The sequence below is a fragment of the [Anoxybacillus] calidus genome, assembly GCF_013760845.1.
GTDB lineage: Bacteria > Bacillota > Bacilli > Bacillales > Anoxybacillaceae > Paranoxybacillus > Paranoxybacillus calidus.
The window spans coordinates 1-14,761 of sequence record NZ_JACDUU010000011.1; the positions used below are offsets into that span (position 1 = coordinate 1).

The 14,761-nt window shown below is 40.6% G+C and carries 15 protein-coding genes, 12 tRNA genes and 1 rRNA gene; 2 read left to right on the top strand and 26 right to left on the bottom strand.

The features are described 5' to 3' along the window. The 14 genes from HNQ85_RS17460 to HNQ85_RS16020 form a co-directional block, all read right to left on the bottom strand. Window positions 1–94 (bottom strand): 16S ribosomal RNA (locus HNQ85_RS17460); the annotation flags it as partial. A gap of 68 nt (window positions 95–162) precedes the next feature. After that, a tRNA-Gly gene (locus HNQ85_RS15960) sits at window positions 163–236 on the bottom strand. A 12-nt stretch (window positions 237–248) separates the two neighbouring features. After that, window positions 249–325, bottom strand: a tRNA-Pro gene (locus tag HNQ85_RS15965). 7 nt (window positions 326–332) lie between these two features. Continuing rightward, window positions 333–409: transfer RNA gene (locus HNQ85_RS15970), tRNA-Arg, on the bottom strand. A 63-nt stretch (window positions 410–472) separates the two neighbouring features. Then, a tRNA-Leu gene (locus HNQ85_RS15975) sits at window positions 473–555 on the bottom strand. 11 nt (window positions 556–566) lie between these two features. Then, a tRNA-Leu gene (locus tag HNQ85_RS15980) sits at window positions 567–651 on the bottom strand. Between the two features lie 4 nt (window positions 652–655). Beyond that, window positions 656–731: transfer RNA gene (locus tag HNQ85_RS15985), tRNA-Lys, on the bottom strand. A 10-nt stretch (window positions 732–741) separates the two neighbouring features. Continuing rightward, window positions 742–816 (bottom strand) — tRNA-Gln (locus tag HNQ85_RS15990). A gap of 126 nt (window positions 817–942) precedes the next feature. Beyond that, window positions 943–1,018 (bottom strand) — tRNA-Asp (locus HNQ85_RS15995). Window positions 1,019–1,030: 12 nt separating this feature from the next. Next, window positions 1,031–1,106 (bottom strand) — tRNA-Val (locus HNQ85_RS16000). Between the two features lie 69 nt (window positions 1,107–1,175). After that, window positions 1,176–1,247: transfer RNA gene (locus HNQ85_RS16005), tRNA-Glu, on the bottom strand. A gap of 18 nt (window positions 1,248–1,265) precedes the next feature. Next, window positions 1,266–1,358 (bottom strand) — tRNA-Ser (locus tag HNQ85_RS16010). A 2-nt stretch (window positions 1,359–1,360) separates the two neighbouring features. Beyond that, window positions 1,361–1,435, bottom strand: a tRNA-Asn gene (locus HNQ85_RS16015). Window positions 1,436–1,644: 209 nt separating this feature from the next. Continuing rightward, on the bottom strand, window positions 1,645–2,100 hold the full coding sequence (locus HNQ85_RS16020) for a SprT family protein (RefSeq protein ID WP_181538725.1): 456 nt from the start codon (window positions 2,098–2,100) through the stop codon (window positions 1,645–1,647). A gap of 101 nt (window positions 2,101–2,201) precedes the next feature. Here HNQ85_RS16020 and cmpA point away from each other — a divergent pair, with 101 nt between their 5' ends. Continuing rightward, window positions 2,202–2,315, top strand: a complete 114-nt coding sequence (gene cmpA / locus HNQ85_RS16025; protein WP_181538726.1) for a cortex morphogenetic protein CmpA — start codon at window positions 2,202–2,204, stop codon at window positions 2,313–2,315. A gap of 26 nt (window positions 2,316–2,341) precedes the next feature. Here cmpA and HNQ85_RS16030 read toward each other — a convergent pair whose 3' ends face one another. The 5 genes from HNQ85_RS16030 to acpS form a co-directional block, all read right to left on the bottom strand. Beyond that, window positions 2,342–4,504: a Tex family protein gene (locus HNQ85_RS16030; protein ID WP_181538727.1), complete on the bottom strand. Its 2,163-nt coding sequence runs from the start codon at window positions 4,502–4,504 to the stop codon at window positions 2,342–2,344. 232 nt (window positions 4,505–4,736) lie between these two features. Beyond that, window positions 4,737–5,087: a type II toxin-antitoxin system endoribonuclease NdoA gene (ndoA, locus tag HNQ85_RS16035; RefSeq protein ID WP_003253417.1), complete on the bottom strand. Its 351-nt coding sequence runs from the start codon at window positions 5,085–5,087 to the stop codon at window positions 4,737–4,739. Between the two features lie 4 nt (window positions 5,088–5,091). Beyond that, window positions 5,092–5,373, bottom strand: a complete 282-nt coding sequence (locus tag HNQ85_RS16040; RefSeq protein WP_181538728.1) for a CopG family ribbon-helix-helix protein — start codon at window positions 5,371–5,373, stop codon at window positions 5,092–5,094. Between the two features lie 263 nt (window positions 5,374–5,636). Beyond that, window positions 5,637–6,650: a LolA family protein gene (locus HNQ85_RS16045; RefSeq protein WP_181538729.1), complete on the bottom strand. Its 1,014-nt coding sequence runs from the start codon at window positions 6,648–6,650 to the stop codon at window positions 5,637–5,639. A 92-nt stretch (window positions 6,651–6,742) separates the two neighbouring features. Further along, window positions 6,743–7,105, bottom strand: a complete 363-nt coding sequence (gene acpS, locus HNQ85_RS16050) for a holo-ACP synthase (RefSeq protein WP_181538730.1) — start codon at window positions 7,103–7,105, stop codon at window positions 6,743–6,745. A 73-nt stretch (window positions 7,106–7,178) separates the two neighbouring features. On the opposite strand from acpS, the gene HNQ85_RS16055 reads away from it, so the two are divergent. Then, a complete protein-coding gene (locus tag HNQ85_RS16055; protein WP_181538731.1) occupies window positions 7,179–7,781 on the top strand; it encodes a rhomboid family intramembrane serine protease in 603 nt (200 codons plus the stop codon). Here HNQ85_RS16055 and HNQ85_RS16060 read toward each other — a convergent pair whose 3' ends face one another. From HNQ85_RS16060 to HNQ85_RS16090, 7 genes are all read right to left on the bottom strand, one after another. Further along, on the bottom strand, window positions 7,782–9,197 hold the full coding sequence (locus tag HNQ85_RS16060) for a PH domain-containing protein (RefSeq protein WP_181538732.1): 1,416 nt from the start codon (window positions 9,195–9,197) through the stop codon (window positions 7,782–7,784). Beyond that, window positions 9,190–9,669, bottom strand: coding sequence for a PH domain-containing protein (locus tag HNQ85_RS16065; RefSeq protein ID WP_181538733.1), 480 nt, complete (start codon window positions 9,667–9,669; stop codon window positions 9,190–9,192). Before HNQ85_RS16065 ends, HNQ85_RS16060 begins: the two co-directional genes overlap by 8 nt. Before the next feature lie 89 nt (window positions 9,670–9,758). Continuing rightward, complete coding sequence (gene uvsE / locus HNQ85_RS16070; protein ID WP_181538734.1) at window positions 9,759–10,724, bottom strand: UV DNA damage repair endonuclease UvsE; 966 nt, start codon at window positions 10,722–10,724, stop codon at window positions 9,759–9,761. Between the two features lie 136 nt (window positions 10,725–10,860). Then, on the bottom strand, window positions 10,861–12,237 hold the full coding sequence (locus tag HNQ85_RS16075; RefSeq protein ID WP_409994148.1) for a DEAD/DEAH box helicase: 1,377 nt from the start codon (window positions 12,235–12,237) through the stop codon (window positions 10,861–10,863). Between the two features lie 165 nt (window positions 12,238–12,402). Continuing rightward, the gene (locus HNQ85_RS16080) at window positions 12,403–13,098 is read right to left on the bottom strand and encodes an alpha/beta hydrolase (protein WP_181538736.1); all 696 of its coding nucleotides are present in this window, start codon (window positions 13,096–13,098) and stop codon (window positions 12,403–12,405) included. Window positions 13,099–13,108: 10 nt separating this feature from the next. Then, on the bottom strand, window positions 13,109–13,249 hold the full coding sequence (locus HNQ85_RS16085; RefSeq protein WP_181538737.1) for a hypothetical protein: 141 nt from the start codon (window positions 13,247–13,249) through the stop codon (window positions 13,109–13,111). Window positions 13,250–13,331: 82 nt separating this feature from the next. Continuing rightward, on the bottom strand, window positions 13,332–14,711 hold the full coding sequence (locus HNQ85_RS16090; RefSeq protein ID WP_181538738.1) for a UDP-N-acetylmuramoyl-tripeptide--D-alanyl-D-alanine ligase: 1,380 nt from the start codon (window positions 14,709–14,711) through the stop codon (window positions 13,332–13,334). Between the last annotated feature and the right edge of the window lie 50 nt (window positions 14,712–14,761).

Here is a 14,761-nt window from a genome sequence, read left to right on the forward strand (position 1 = left end):
ACTCAGAAGCAAGCTTCTTTGTGGTCCGCTCGACTTGCATGTATTAGGCACGCCGCCAGCGTTCGTCCTGAGCCAGGATCAAACTCTCCAATAAAAGTTATATACCTAGCAAATTGACGTGGACGCTTCGTTTTGTTCAGTTTTCAAAGAACATTTATTTTATGGAGCGGGTGATGGGAATCGAACCCACGACATCAGCTTGGAAGGCTGAGGTTTTACCACTAAACTACACCCGCATATAGCCTGACTGGTCGGGAAGACAGGATTCGAACCTGCGACCCCATGGTCCCAAACCATGTGCTCTACCAAGCTGAGCTACTTCCCGTTAAATATGGCGCGCTCGAGAGGATTCGAACCCCTAACCTTCTGATCCGTAGTCAGATGCTCTATCCAATTGAGCTACGAGCGCTTAATTCTTAAGAGACGTTTTCTATTATATATCATCAAAAATGTTTTTGCAACACTTTTTTGATGCGGCCGAGAGGACTTGAACCTCCACGGGGTTGCCCCCACTAGGCCCTCAACCTAGCGCGTCTGCCATTCCGCCACGACCGCGATATCAATGGTGGTGCGGGTGGAGGGACTTGAACCCCCACGCCTTGCGGCGCCAGATCCTAAGTCTGGTGCGTCTGCCAATTCCGCCACACCCGCAAAATGGTGAGCCATGGAGGACTCGAACCTCCGACCCTCTGATTAAAAGTCAGATGCTCTACCTGCTGAGCTAATGGCTCGTTTTCTTAATGGCTGGGCTAGCTGGATTCGAACCAGCGCATCACGGAGTCAAAGTCCGTTGCCTTACCGCTTGGCTATAGCCCAATGATGCTACTTCGTGAAATACTCCTTTGAATATACCCCATGAATTCACACCGCAGAATAATTTCAAGAATTTCTATCAAGAAATTCGGGGAATTATCCGACGTTGATATAACACTTTCAAATCAATGGCGGTCCCGACGGGACTCGAACCCGCGATCTCCTGCGTGACAGGCAGGCATGTTAACCACTACACTACGGGACCAATATTTTGATATGGTGGAGGATGACGGGATCGAACCGCCGACCCCTTGCTTGTAAGGCAAGTGCTCTCCCAGCTGAGCTAATCCTCCATAGCAAACAAACGGGAGGTGGTGTTCACTTTCAACAAAGGAAAGTTCCCAACATCTCCCACTAAAAGATGACCCGTACGGGATTCGAACCCGTGTTACCGCCGTGAAAGGGCGGTGTCTTAACCACTTGACCAACGGGCCATATTACATATTTCAAAGTGGCGGAGAAGGCGGGATTTGAACCCGCGCGCCGCAAAAACGCGACCTAACGGTTTAGCAAACCGTCCCCTTCAGCCACTTGGGTACTTCTCCAATGGCTCCGCAAGTAGGATTCGAACCTACGACCTACCGGTTAACAGCCGGTTGCTCTACCGCTGAGCTATTGCGGAATAAATTAGCGGTCAATATCTTTTATCAACAAACTTCCTGAAAAACTGTTTTAGTTATAAGCTAATCCAAAACAGTTGTCTTCCTGACTTCTTTTATTATAGTGGGATGCTTATCGGTTGTCAACATATTTTTTTACTATTCTTTTCGAAACCGCCTATCAACGACGGCTTTTATAATTTAACATACATATATCTCTTCCGTCAACTATTTATTTTAATTTTTTTAAGCGACCTTGGCAGTTGCCACAAACATAGCGTTCTGTGTTGATTCTTTTTCTCCTTTTGTACTGTACGCCGCAAGCTGTGCAAATATAAATATGAATGGAGATGCTTTTTTTTCTTAATTCACCCGGCAATGGTTTGCAAAATCTTGGTGCTCCCACTTGCTTTAACAAAACGCGGAAATCATTGTCTCGATGTCGATAGCCTTTTCCCTCTAAATGGAGATGATAATGACATAGCTCATGTTTAATAATCGCAATCAACTCTTCTTCTCCAAACACTTCGTAATATTTCGGGTTAAGTTCAATGTTGTGAGAAAGCAATAAATATCTTCCTCCTGTCGTTCGCAAGCGCGGATTAAAGACCGCTTGATGTTTAAACGGTTTGCCAAAAAAACGCAAGGAAATGTGTTCTACCAATTGCTGCAGTTTCCTCTGCTCCATAGTGATCTCTCCTTTTTGACACAAGACAACTTATCTATACATAAACTATATACTAACTTTCTTTTTCTTTTTAAACAAATGTCTAATGGAGGTTTGCCAAAATGCCTACATGGTTAAAAAATCAGATGATGCGTGCTTATTACGAAAAAAATAGATATCAAATTAAACTGTTAAACCAATGCTGGTTCTTTTATAGAAAAAAACACTGCTCGTAAAAGCAGTGTTTTTTTCTAGAATCCTTTTAACGAGGAGGCAGCATGGATAAAGATACACGTCCTTTTGTGACATCAACATCTTCTACCCATACTTTAACAACATCACCTACAGAAACAACATCTAAAGGATGCTTTACATATTTGTCGCTTAATTTTGAAATATGAACAAGCCCGTCCTGCTTAACCCCAATATCAACAAACGCACCGAAATCAACGACGTTGCGTATGGTTCCTTCTAGTTCCATTCCTTTTTGTAAATCTTCCAGTTTTAAGACATCTTTTTTCAATAACGGTTTCGGCAAATCGTCACGCGGATCTCTTTCCGGACGAATCAGTGCATCAATAATATCTTTTAAGGTCAATTCTCCAATCCCGAGAGCAGTTGCAGTGTCTTTGATTGATAAATTTTCAAGCGCTTGACGAAGCTTTTCACTTCCCAAATCTTTTGTCGTAGCACCAATTTGCTTCAACAATTCTTTTACTTTTTTGTAGTTTTCTGGATGAATGGCTGTTCGATCCAAAGGCTCGTCTCCATCAATAATCCGCAAGAAACCGATACACTGTTCATACGTTTTCGCCCCTAGCCTTGGAATGGCTTTTAATTCGCTGCGATTTTTAAATTTCCCTTGTTCTTCCCTGCGCTTCACGATATTTTCAGCAACTGTTTTCGATAGCCCCGATACATACTGCAACAATGCTGCCGAAGCTGTATTCACATTCACCCCAACTTGGTTTACAACTGTTTCAACAACAAAGTTTAATGACTCCGCCAGCTTTTTCTGCGAAACATCATGCTGATATTGCCCAACCCCTACCGATTTTGGGTCAATTTTCACCAGTTCTGCAAGCGGATCCTGCACACGCCGCGCGATGGAAACAGCGCTTCTTTCCTCTACTTGCAAGTCTGGAAATTCTTTACGGGCAAGCTCTGAAGCAGAATAGACGCTCGCTCCTGCTTCGTTGACAATCATATAAAACACATCTTCGTTCAGTTCTTTTATCGTATCAGCTACAAATTGTTCCGTTTCACGCGAAGCTGTTCCGTTGCCGATCGCAATCATTTCTACCGAATAGTTGTTAATCATTTCGAGCAGCTTTTTCTTTGCTTCTTCTAATTGATTTTTTGGCGGATGCGGATAAATCACGTCAATTTTTAATAATTTTCCTGTCTCATCGACAACCGCTAATTTACATCCTGTCCGATAAGCAGGGTCAATTCCTAATACCGTCTTCCCTTTCAATGGTGGCTGCAATAAAAGCTTTCGTAAATTTTCTGCAAAAATATGAATAGCACGCTCTTCTGCTTTTTCCGTTAATTCATTGCGAATTTCTCTTTCTACAGCCGGTTCAATTAAACGTTTATAACTATCTTCAATAGCTTCAGAAACAAAATTTGCTACTTTTGAATTCTCGTGTAAAATCACTTTTTTTCTTAAGTAATTTAAAATATCATCAACAGGAGCTTTGATGGAAACGCGTAAAATATCTTCTTTTTCCCCGCGGTTAAGCGCCAACACTCGATGCGGAACAATTTTATGAACAGGCTCCTCATATTCGTAGTACATTTCGTACACTTTTTTTTCGTCCTTCTCTGTGTCTTTAGCGACAGATACAACGATTCCTTTTTTAAATGTCTCCGTACGAATCCACTGACGAAATGTTGCATCATCAGCCACTTTCTCAGCGATAATATCCTTGGCACCTTGAATGGCTTCTTCAATCGAATGAACTTCTTTTTCCTCAGAAAGAAACTGAGATGCTTTTTCTTCTACCGATTCATTCATTGGGAATGTTAAAATCCATTCCGCCAATGGCTCAAGCCCTTTTTCCTTGGCGATGGTCGCTTTTGTACGCCGCTTCTGTTTGTATGGGCGATATAAATCCTCTACTTGCTGTAATTTAGTCGCTTGTAAAATGGCTGTTTTTAATTCTTCCGTTAGCTTTCCTTGTTCATCAATAAGCCTTAGCACTTCTTCTTTGCGCGACTCAAGATTTTGAAGATATTGCCATTTTTCTAATACCTCACGAATTTGCACTTCATCCAGAGCACCTGTTAACTCTTTGCGATAACGAGCAATGAATGGAACCGTGTTTCCTTCTTCAAAAAGAGAAATGACATTTTCTACCCGCTGAGCGGCAATATTTAGCTCTTGTGCAATGATGTGAATCAGCTTTTCTCGCTTCTCCAAAGCAATTCCTCCTAGAATGTGAAAAGGTTTGTTCCTTCATTTTACCAAAACTTACATACAAATAGTATTGAAATAGAAAAGCTATCTTTCCCCTCTTGGACTATTCCCACTTAACACCCTTATAGGTCATTTGAATGGGGAGACTTCTCAGTTGTTTATGATAAAAAATAAAAATAGCTACGGCTTGCGGTAGCTATTTTTCTAAATATTCAAACATATAGATTTGCACAAATTAAAAATCAATGAGTCCTAGGCTGATTTGAAGAGCTTCATCCACTTTATCCATCATCTCATCATCGAGATGAGTAATCTTATCTGTTAAGCGTTGTTTATCAATCGTCCGTATTTGTTCCAGAAGGATAACGGAATCCCGCTCAAATCCGTAGCGTTTCGCATCAATTTCCACGTGCGTTGGCAATTTCGCTTTTTGGATTTGCGCGGTAATAGCCGCCACTATTACAGTAGGACTAAAACGGTTTCCAATATCATTCTGAATAACTAATACCGGACGAACGCCTCCTTGCTCTGAGCCAACTACCGGGGAAAGGTCTGCAAAATACACGTCGCCACGCTTGACAATCAAAGGATTACCCCCCGCTAACTAAACGTTCAACGGTGTGGTCGGCTTCATATTCTGCAAGAAACGCTTCCGATGCAATGGATAGATTAATTTTCGCCATTTCCATATAACCACGTCTCATCGCTTCACGGATTTGGCGCTTTTTACGCTCACGAATATACATTTTCGTCGCTTGATAAATAAGATCGCTGCGATTACCATTTTCTTGTTTTACAATTCCGTCTAATTCTGTTACTAATGCTTGAGGTAGACGAATTACGATTTCTGTTGTTGCGCTAGATTCAGACACAAACATGCACCTCCAAGAAACTACCGCCCAATTAAGTCACATTCATTTCAATAATAACATTAAATCTTTTCCATGCAAAGCTATTTCCTTAATTCCCTACATATTATCGTCTGAAAAGTTGCTTGTTTATGCATATTAAATTCCATTTAAAACAAGATTTCTCTCTTCAATTATACTTTTCTTTTTCAAAAAAATACGAATACCGTACAAGTGAATGATAAAAAAACAGGCTCCTTTTATAATTGAGCCTGTGTAAACACATGTTATTTAATGGCTGTTCTTTGTACGGAACGGGCAACCATCATCATTTCTTCTCGTGTTAAATCGTTAGAAGCCAACGTAAATTCAACGCCTTTATATGACCAAGTAAGTGATTGATCAGTAAGCGCACCGATGGCAAATCCCAAGTCAACCGGCTCTCCTTTGATAAGCGTAGATGTGCTCGTTGCTGGTAGCACGCGCGCTTTTTCTTGAATAAGAGTAAATGATTTTTCACCGCCAAACGTCATAATAATCCGTTTTCCATTCTCTGTTGCAATTTCTTTTTCCTCAATAGGTTCAACTCCTACTGGCAAATCGGCCGGGTACATTACTTCTAGCGTTGCATCATCTTCTTGTGCTATTGTTGGAACATCTAATTTCGCCCCTGTCATATTTTTCTTTGTATCAAATGCATCTTTATCAAACTTGGCATTAAATTCAACTTTGGAAAACTCGACCGTAAGTAACGCATTCATATCTGGATCCATCACTTTTACAGAAACAGGAGACAAGTCTTTTTTGTTTAAAGTAATTTCTTGTTTGGGAATCATTTTGCTGTTTTGATAATTCGTTTTTGTTTCGAAAACGTAATGTTTTTTTGTCGCTTTAAAGGAAGCCTTCGAATCGCTTAAGATGTCTTTTACTAAAGATTCGTATAAATATGCTTGACTACTGTTTTTGGGCCAATCGCTTTCAAAACGAAAGCTTTTGTTTAACGCTGGTGTTAAGACAAACACTCCTTCGTCATTGCGTAAAATCATTTGGTTTTGATCTTTTTGTGCATTTTTCAAATTGACGCGGTAGTAGGACGGCTGTTTATACCAAATCTCCACGTCATACACTTGCGGCTCTGAGCCAGTCGTTAAGGTCAATTTCGCTTCCGCTTTATAGCTGGACAGCTCCTCCATTTTTTCATCAAGTTCTTTGACTACGTCCTCTTGCGATTTTGACCCGCATGCAACTAGAGCGAAAACTAAAAAGATGGTTAGTAATGCCCCGAATAAATTTCTCCTCATTTTTTCAACCCCTTTGCCTCATATAAACATCAAGAGATGTTCTCCCCCTTGCGCACTACAAATATATGAGACAAAGTTTTCAAATATGCAGACTAGCTTGACAAGCGCTCAATAATTACTTGTGCAATCGCATATTCATCGCTATGAGAAATCGATAAATGAATGTACTGTCCCGGAGTTCCTGAAAGGATAAAAGGCTTTCCTTTCTCATCATTATGTATGTGTATGTCCGCAAAAGAAAGCTCTTTGCCAATCCCCGTTCCTACCGCCTTGGCATAAGCTTCTTTAGCAGCAAATCTCCCCGCTAAAAATTCTATTTTTCTCGTTTCTGATAATTGAAAAAATCTTTTCTTCTCTTGCTCTGATAAAATTCGCTCAATAAATTTCGGCTGTCGTTCAACAATTTCTTTTATCCGCTTGATCTCCACAATATCAATTCCAATTCCAACAATCATTTCTTTTCCTTCCTTCTATCTGTTGTATTCATTACATACATATTTACAAAACAAGCTCTCAAGGAGGGAGTTTATGTTTATACGTACTGAAAATATTCAAACATTTGTCCGTTTATATCCTATCGTCTCAACTATTGTTATTACTCATGTTATTTGCTGGGTTTTCTTTTCGGTTCAGACGACGTTTACAAATTTTGTTCTAGAAAAACTAATCGGAACGAATACTTATATTCGCATGGGGGAATATTGGCGCCTTTTCACTCCGCTTTTTTTGCACCTTCATTTTGGTCATATGATCATTAATTCGGTTTCCCTTATCCTTTTTGGCCCTGCTTTAGAAAAGATGCTTGGAACATATAAATTCATCATTGTCTATATATGGAGCGGCATATTTGCAAACATTGCTACTTTATTTCTCCTTCCGCCGCTGTATAGCCATTTAGGCGCTTCAAGTGCCATTTTTGGACTGTTTGGCGTGTATAGTTACCTCATTGTCATCCACAAAAATATCATCGACCGCCAGCACACACAAATCATTCTCACAAGTTTATGCATTGGTGTTATTATGACGGTAACGAACCCCAATATTAATACAATCGCTCATACATTCGGATTTTTAGGCGGAGCAACGATTGCCCCATTTATCGCTTCCCGTCCAAATCCATATACGATATAGTTACTGTTTTCGATACCATTTTTGTATTGCATCCATATGTGCCTCATCGATATCTACGATCTTAAAAGACTTTGAATGTAATCCGGATTGAATGGACAGGTGAACCGTTGCAAGCTGCTGTTTTCGCTGAAAAATAGATTGGCTGTTTTCTAATGCTTGAATTCTCTTTTTCCTTAATAACACAACCATTTTTGAAAAAACTCGATAACGCAACGATAAGCTATGTTCGTCCGTCATATAAAAACCGGCATCTTTAAAACGCATATAACCAAGAAACGCAAAAGGGACTAAAATCAATAGTGACAAATACCCCCATGGACGAAAAAGATAACTGATCGGAAACAAAATAACAACTGTTAGAAATACGGTCCGCAATATATAGCGACGCAACGCTCTTGACGGCAATCGTTCAAAAGAAGATGGTACGGAATAATGAGGCACAAACATCGATAATAGCTCATTTATTTTCGAAACCTTTACAAGCGGAAAAAGAACCGTAGAATAGTTGCTTTCCTTTTCGCCTGCACTCCCCGCGCTTTCGACGTAAACAGCAGCATAACCCAACAATTGGCGGAGAGGATTTTGCGCAATGCGAATCGCTTGAACACGAGAAACAGGAATGTTGAACTGCCGCTTTTCTAGCAAACCGCGGGAAATCATTAAATCATCTCCCTTTTTGACAACGGTAAAATGGCCGTATTTAGCAACCATCATAAAAATAGAAATAAACCATACTAAGAAAATAGCGAATAGGGTAATGAGAGAAATAATAATGATATTCAAATGAGTAAACTGCTGAAACTTTTGTAAAAATAATTCATAAGGAATCAACTCATCAAACTGACTGAAAAACGCCCCTGCTGCTGACAAAACAACACCGATGCTGCCAGACGTAGAAGCAGCAATAACCAATTCTTTCATTGTTGCTTCATAACGTAAAGACGTATCGTCCTTTTGCTCATAAGAGATCAAGTCATCAACAAACAAAGCGCTCTTTATTCTGTCTGCTTCCGCTTTTGTAATCGCGGTTAAGACCGCTTCTGCCTCATTTCCTCCTCCCGCTGTTTCAATTTGCAATTTTACTAAACCGAACAATCTTTGCATAATTCCTGCTGAAACATGAATCGTTTGAATCCGTTCCCGCGGAATATATCTTCGTTTTCGTACAAATATACCGTATTCGATTCGTAATTCTCCATGCTCAATTCGGTAAGTATAGCGATACCAAGAAAATAAGCCGACAATCAACGTTCCCAGCAAAGTAATAACTAAAACCGCATATTTTAGCCAGACAAACTTTCCTTCTCCCTCCCCGCCAAATAGGAAAAATAACGCTAAAGGAAGAATTAACTCACGAACAGTTTTAAGAAATTGGATAAAAGCAGCAAGCGGATGCAGGCGGCACGGCTCATTCATCTTCATCAACCACCCTTGCTAATATGGAAATGCGGTCGCGCAATTTCTCTGCTTCCTCAACATCCAAAGCTGGTATTTCATGAGTAGTCGCCGCCGTGGATACGGATACCGTCGCTAGATGGTACTTACGTAAAAGTGGCCCTTGCTCTGTATCCACATGCTGAACACGAACCATCGGAATAATGGTTCTTCTAACAATAAATAATCCGTGTTGAATATCAATTTCATGTTCATGAACTTCATACCGCCATCGTTTCCAACGCAGCTTTGGAAATACAAATATCGTTACATATGTGTCAACGACAACAACAATAAAACCGATCATAATAAGCCAATAAGGCCAGTCAAAAATCAGTGTTACTGCAACAAAAGCGAAAAAAACGATCCATAAAATCGCAGATAAAATAGCTCCACTAATTCTCCAAACCGTTAACGCTCTTTCACTAATCCGCTGTTTTGGTTCTTCCCTCATGTTTTCCCTTCTTTCTATTTGGAAGTCAATTTCCTCTATAACAAAAATATACATGAAAACGAACAAAAAAACCGCCACGATTTTGGCGGTTACCGTACATAAAAGCTTGATCCATCAATCAACTCAACTTCTTGATAATGTTGCAAATCCTCTACTAATCGGAATAAAGCTTCATCTTTTTGTTTCGCTTCAATCATACAGTCAATTTGTGTAACGGTTCCTTTTATTTCATTCAAAAATTTCATGAACATTTGAGTATCAACAAAATCGCTATGAGCGCGAAAATCTTTTTCATTTCTTGGGCTGGAAATGTGCATTTTCATCGGCAGCGGCGAGTGCTTCCATGTTGAAACGATGCGTTCCCAGTCTGGCTTCCAATCTTTATTCTCGTAGTTTGCCAAATGGTGGTGTAAATCAAACACGAGTGGAATCGCGAGTTTTTCACATAAATATAACGTATGTTGCAGCGTAAAAGTCGTATCATCATTTTCTAGCATCATCATTCGTTGCAAGTGACTAGGGACATAGCTCCAATTATGAATAAACTGCTCTAATGCTTGTTCTTTGTCATTGTATCCGCCACCTACATGAAGGACACAGCGATGTTCAGGATCAATGTTCATTCCCTTCAACAACGCTTCATGCATGCGCAGTGTTTTTAACGACATTTTTAAAATTTCCGGATCAGACGAATTTAGCAAAACAAAATGGTCGGGGTGAAAATCGATTCTGATTGGGTAATTTTTCAAAAATCTAGCAATTTCTCCTAATATATCCCGAAGCGGCTCTATATAATCCCAATCCTCTAACTCTTCGTGGTTCGCAAGTGGGATGAGCCTTGAACTAAAGCGGAAAAAGCGAATATCGTGCGCCTTATTATGTTTTAATAGCCGCAAACAATTTTCTAAGTTGGAAACAGCAATCCGCTCCAATTTTTTAACCGCTGCTTCGCGATTCTTTATTTTCTGAAATTGTGCAAATGTCATCGTCTGTGACGGTGAACAATTTTGTAAATGAACGCTCATTGCGACATATCCTAGTCTTACAATTGTCATGATTCGCCACCTCAAACTAAGATTACCTTTAGTATGGTTCTTTCTAAAAAGGCTAGTCGAGCAGAAAGGTATAAAAAAAGAGCCCGTCTCCCTTCAACGTATTTCCCAGTTTTGAAAGGAGATAGACCCTTTTCCTTTATCGGACAGCACGGCGTTTTTTCATTTGCCGATGTCGCGGTTGCTCTTTTACATGCCCATTTTTATAGTTTGGACGTTTTTTCTCTTTTTTCACTGGAATCGGTGGCTCTTCTGTTAATTTGACAGGCGTTGTATCCGGCTCTTTCGTCATCATTTTAATCGCAGCGGCAATTAGGGAAACCGAATCGTGTTCTTCTAACAGCTCCTCTGCTGCACGTTTATAAAATGATAAGTTTTCCTTTTCTACAGTTGCGAGTAGCTTTTCAATCGCAATGCGCTGCTGTCCTTCTAACGCTTCATCCAATGTCGGCGGCTTCATCCGTTCCATTTTCCGCTTTGTTGTTTTCTCAATATTGTGAAGTTGTCCAATCTCACGTGGAGTGACAAACGTCATCGCCACTCCCGTTTTTCCTGCGCGGCCAGTGCGTCCAATGCGATGTACATAGCTTTCTGGGTCTTGAGGAATATCAAAGTTATATACATGCGTCACTCCTGAAATATCCAACCCACGTGCCGCTACGTCAGTTGCCACTAAAATTTCAATGGAACCCTCTTTGAATTTGCGTAAAACGGAAAGGCGCTTTGCCTGACTTAAGTCTCCGTGAATTCCTTCCGCTGCATAGCCGCGTAAATTTAACGCCTCGGCAAGCTCATCAACGCGGCGTTTCGTACGTCCGAACACAATCGCCAGCTCCGGCGCTTGAATATCTAACAGGCGCGTCAACGTATCGAACTTCTTTTTCTCATGAATTTCTAAGTAATATTGCTCGATATTCGGCACGGTCATTTCTCTTGCTTTTACTTTAACGAGATGCGGATTGTTCATAAATCGCTCAGCAATGCGGCGAATCGGCTCCGGCATCGTCGCAGAGAACAGCAATGTCTGCCGTTCTGTAGGAACTTGACTTAAAATCGCTTCAATATCATCGATAAATCCCATATTGAGCATTTCATCCGCTTCATCCAGAACAACGGTATGCACATGTTGCAAACGAAGCGTTTTCCGATTAATATGGTCAATAATTCTTCCTGGTGTGCCGACAATGACATGCGGCCGTTTCTTCAGGGCGCGAATTTGTCTTTCGATATCCTGTCCGCCGTAAATTGGCAAGACGCGAACACGTTTCGTCGTTCCGATTTTATACAATTCCTCCGATACTTGAATCGCTAATTCCCGTGTCGGGGCAACAACAATCGCCTGAATCATATCGTTATTTATATCAATTTTCTCGATTAACGGAATTCCGAATGCTGCCGTTTTTCCTGTACCTGTCTGTGCCTGACCAATTACATCCTTATTTTCCAGGCTTAACGGAATCGTTTCCGCCTGAATCGGAGTCGCTTGTTCAAATCCCATGCGGCGAATCGCCTTCATTAATTCTTTGCTTAAACCTAATTCTTGAAATGTAATCAACGCTTCCATACTCCTTTTAAAATTTCTAGCTTATAAAAAAAGGCATTCCGCTAAAGCAGAAGATGCCCCTCCTTTAAATGCTGTAAGTTATCATACCATTTTAATACTGTATTTTCAATAAAAGCCTCATGAAAGATTTTCCTGAAAAAATTTCTCAACTTCAACAAATAATCGCTGACGGTCTGGTCCATGACAAACAAGATGTCCGGAAGAAGGCAAAAAAAGCAGTCTTTTCATCGGAGAGCGAACGGTTTCATATAGGTAACGAGCGCTTTTTAACGGGACAATTCCATCTTTCTCTCCTTGAACAATCAGAGTAGGAACCGAAATCTCTTTCAACATTGGCCGAACTTTATTGACCAATTTCCGGAACTCAAGCGTTGCTGTTAATGGTGTATGTACAATTTTCGTCTTATAACGAACAAATAAAGGATTTTCCTTCAGTCTGCCTGCGAAACTGTCACGAATCATCCCACGAATATCAATGAACATTTGTTTAGGATTGATATAATAAGCAGCCGCACTCAACAGAACAAGTTTTTGTACATTGTATTTTGTCGCTAAATAACCGGCTATCACACCACCCATGGAAAAACCAACTAAGTAAACGGTATCGCATTTGTTTAGCAGCTTTTGTAATTCTTCTTCCGCTGTTTGCAGCCATTGGTCATATGTAACTCCCTTTAATTGCAATTGCTCGCCGTGCCCCGGCAAACAAGGGGTTTCAATGAGCCAATTGGTTCTTTCCCACAAATATCGCGCTAACGGCTCAACTTCATAAGGCCCGCCTGTAAATCCGTGTATACATAAACAACCAATCATTATACATCACCTATTTAACGTAAGGCCCTTTTTGCCCTTGTTGCAGTTTTTCAATCGCTTGAGCAATACGACAATGACGTGTTTCTTTTCGCCCCTGTAATCCAATCCATATACACTTTTTGCTTGATGCAGACGCAGCCAAATAATCCATTTCTATCTCCTCGATTCTTTCTGTAATGTATCTGTCCTTCATTTTAACACGATAAAAAAAGCAGAGGAAATTCCCCCTCTGCTTATTCTGCCAAATACGCTATTATTTCTTCCAGCTTCATCCCTCTTGAAGCTTTTAAAAGAACAACATCTTTCCCAGACACAAGCCTAGCAAGGTCCGCCGCCAGCGTTTCTTTGCTATCATACGCTTTTACACACCCTTCTGGAAAAGATGACTGCGCTGCTAAAGCAATCGCTTTGCCGAGCCGTCCATACGTCAGAATATAGTCTGCTATGTTTTTGTTTAACATTCGGCCAATTTCTTCGTGGAACTCGATTTCCTTTTCACCAAGTTCAAGCATATCCCCTAAAACAGCCACTTTCTTTTCGTAGCCTGTTAATTCTCCCAACAGCTCAAGTGCCGCTTTCATTGATGTTGGACTTGCATTATATGCATCGTTAATAATCGTTAAGCCGTCTTTTCCTTTTATAATTTCCATACGCATTTTTGTAACTTGCAAGCGTTCAAGACCCGATTTGATATTCTCCCAGCTTATACCAAAGAAACGCGCGACGGAAATGGCTGCTAAAGCATTATATACATGATGTTTTCCTAAAATAGGAATAAAGAAAGAAACATCAGGCATTTGATTCACAGTAAAAGTCGTTCCATTCGCTTTTAAAGAAACCATAAGCGGATAATAATCATTGCTGTTTTGGTTGCCAAACGTCAGCGTCTTCTGAGAGAGATTCATCTTTTGCACACGTGTTGTTAAAAGAGGTTCGTCACCATTATAGATGAAAACACCGTCTTCTTTTAATCCCAACACAATTTCTAATTTTGCTTTCGCAATGCCATCGCGCGATCCTAACTCTTGCATATGGGATTCTCCGATATTCGTAATAATGGCGGCATCTGGTTTCGCCAAGTTGGAGAGAAGTTCAATCTCACCAAAGTTGCTCATTCCCATCTCTACTACAGCCATTTCTGTCGTTTCTTCAAGACGAAGCAATGTCAGCGGCAAACCGATATGATTATTTAAGTTTCCTTCTGTTTTCTGTACTTTGTATTGCGTGGATAAAATCGCGGCCGTCATATCTTTTGTCGTTGTCTTACCGTTGCTTCCGGTAATGCCGATAATTTTGACAGAAAGCTGCTCGCGATAGCGGCTTGCTAAACGTTGAAGTGCTTCCAATGTATCATCAACAAAAATAAGCGGCACATCCTGCGGAAAATTCGGTTCACTTTTTTCCCATAATGCCGCAACAGCTCCCTTCGCAAAAGCATCTTTCACAAACGCATGGCCATTAAATTTTTCTCCTTTAAGCGGAATATACAAATTTCCTTTGCAGAGAGTTCTTGTATCCGTTGAAACGCCAGAAATAACAAGCTCATTATACCGATCGGACAAACCACTTCCTGCTATCATTTCTTGGATTTCTTGCAATGTACGAGTAATCATTATCTTCCACCTTGCTTCTGTAATGGAATTGAGAAAGGGCTGGCTCCATA

What these genes read in the sequence shown, in the direction of transcription:
- HNQ85_RS16020 (WP_181538725.1), bottom strand. Translation starts at nt 2,100, where the DNA reads ATGGAGCAGAGGAAACTGCAGCAATTGGTAGAACACATTTCCTTGCGT.
- cmpA (WP_181538726.1), top strand. Translation starts at nt 2,202, where the DNA reads ATGCCTACATGGTTAAAAAATCAGATGATGCGTGCTTATTACGAAAAA.
- HNQ85_RS16045 (WP_181538729.1), bottom strand. Translation starts at nt 6,650, where the DNA reads ATGAGGAGAAATTTATTCGGGGCATTACTAACCATCTTTTTAGTTTTC.
- acpS (WP_181538730.1), bottom strand. Translation starts at nt 7,105, where the DNA reads ATGATTGTTGGAATTGGAATTGATATTGTGGAGATCAAGCGGATAAAA.
- HNQ85_RS16055 (WP_181538731.1), top strand. Translation starts at nt 7,179, where the DNA reads ATGTTTATACGTACTGAAAATATTCAAACATTTGTCCGTTTATATCCT.
- HNQ85_RS16060 (WP_181538732.1), bottom strand. Translation starts at nt 9,197, where the DNA reads ATGAATGAGCCGTGCCGCCTGCATCCGCTTGCTGCTTTTATCCAATTT.
- HNQ85_RS16065 (WP_181538733.1), bottom strand. Translation starts at nt 9,669, where the DNA reads ATGAGGGAAGAACCAAAACAGCGGATTAGTGAAAGAGCGTTAACGGTT.
- uvsE (WP_181538734.1), bottom strand. Translation starts at nt 10,724, where the DNA reads ATGACAATTGTAAGACTAGGATATGTCGCAATGAGCGTTCATTTACAA.
- HNQ85_RS16075 (WP_409994148.1), bottom strand. Translation starts at nt 12,237, where the DNA reads ATGAAGGCGATTCGCCGCATGGGATTTGAACAAGCGACTCCGATTCAG.
- HNQ85_RS16080 (WP_181538736.1), bottom strand. Translation starts at nt 13,098, where the DNA reads ATGATTGGTTGTTTATGTATACACGGATTTACAGGCGGGCCTTATGAA.
- HNQ85_RS16085 (WP_181538737.1), bottom strand. Translation starts at nt 13,249, where the DNA reads ATGGATTATTTGGCTGCGTCTGCATCAAGCAAAAAGTGTATATGGATT.
- HNQ85_RS16090 (WP_181538738.1), bottom strand. Translation starts at nt 14,711, where the DNA reads ATGATTACTCGTACATTGCAAGAAATCCAAGAAATGATAGCAGGAAGT.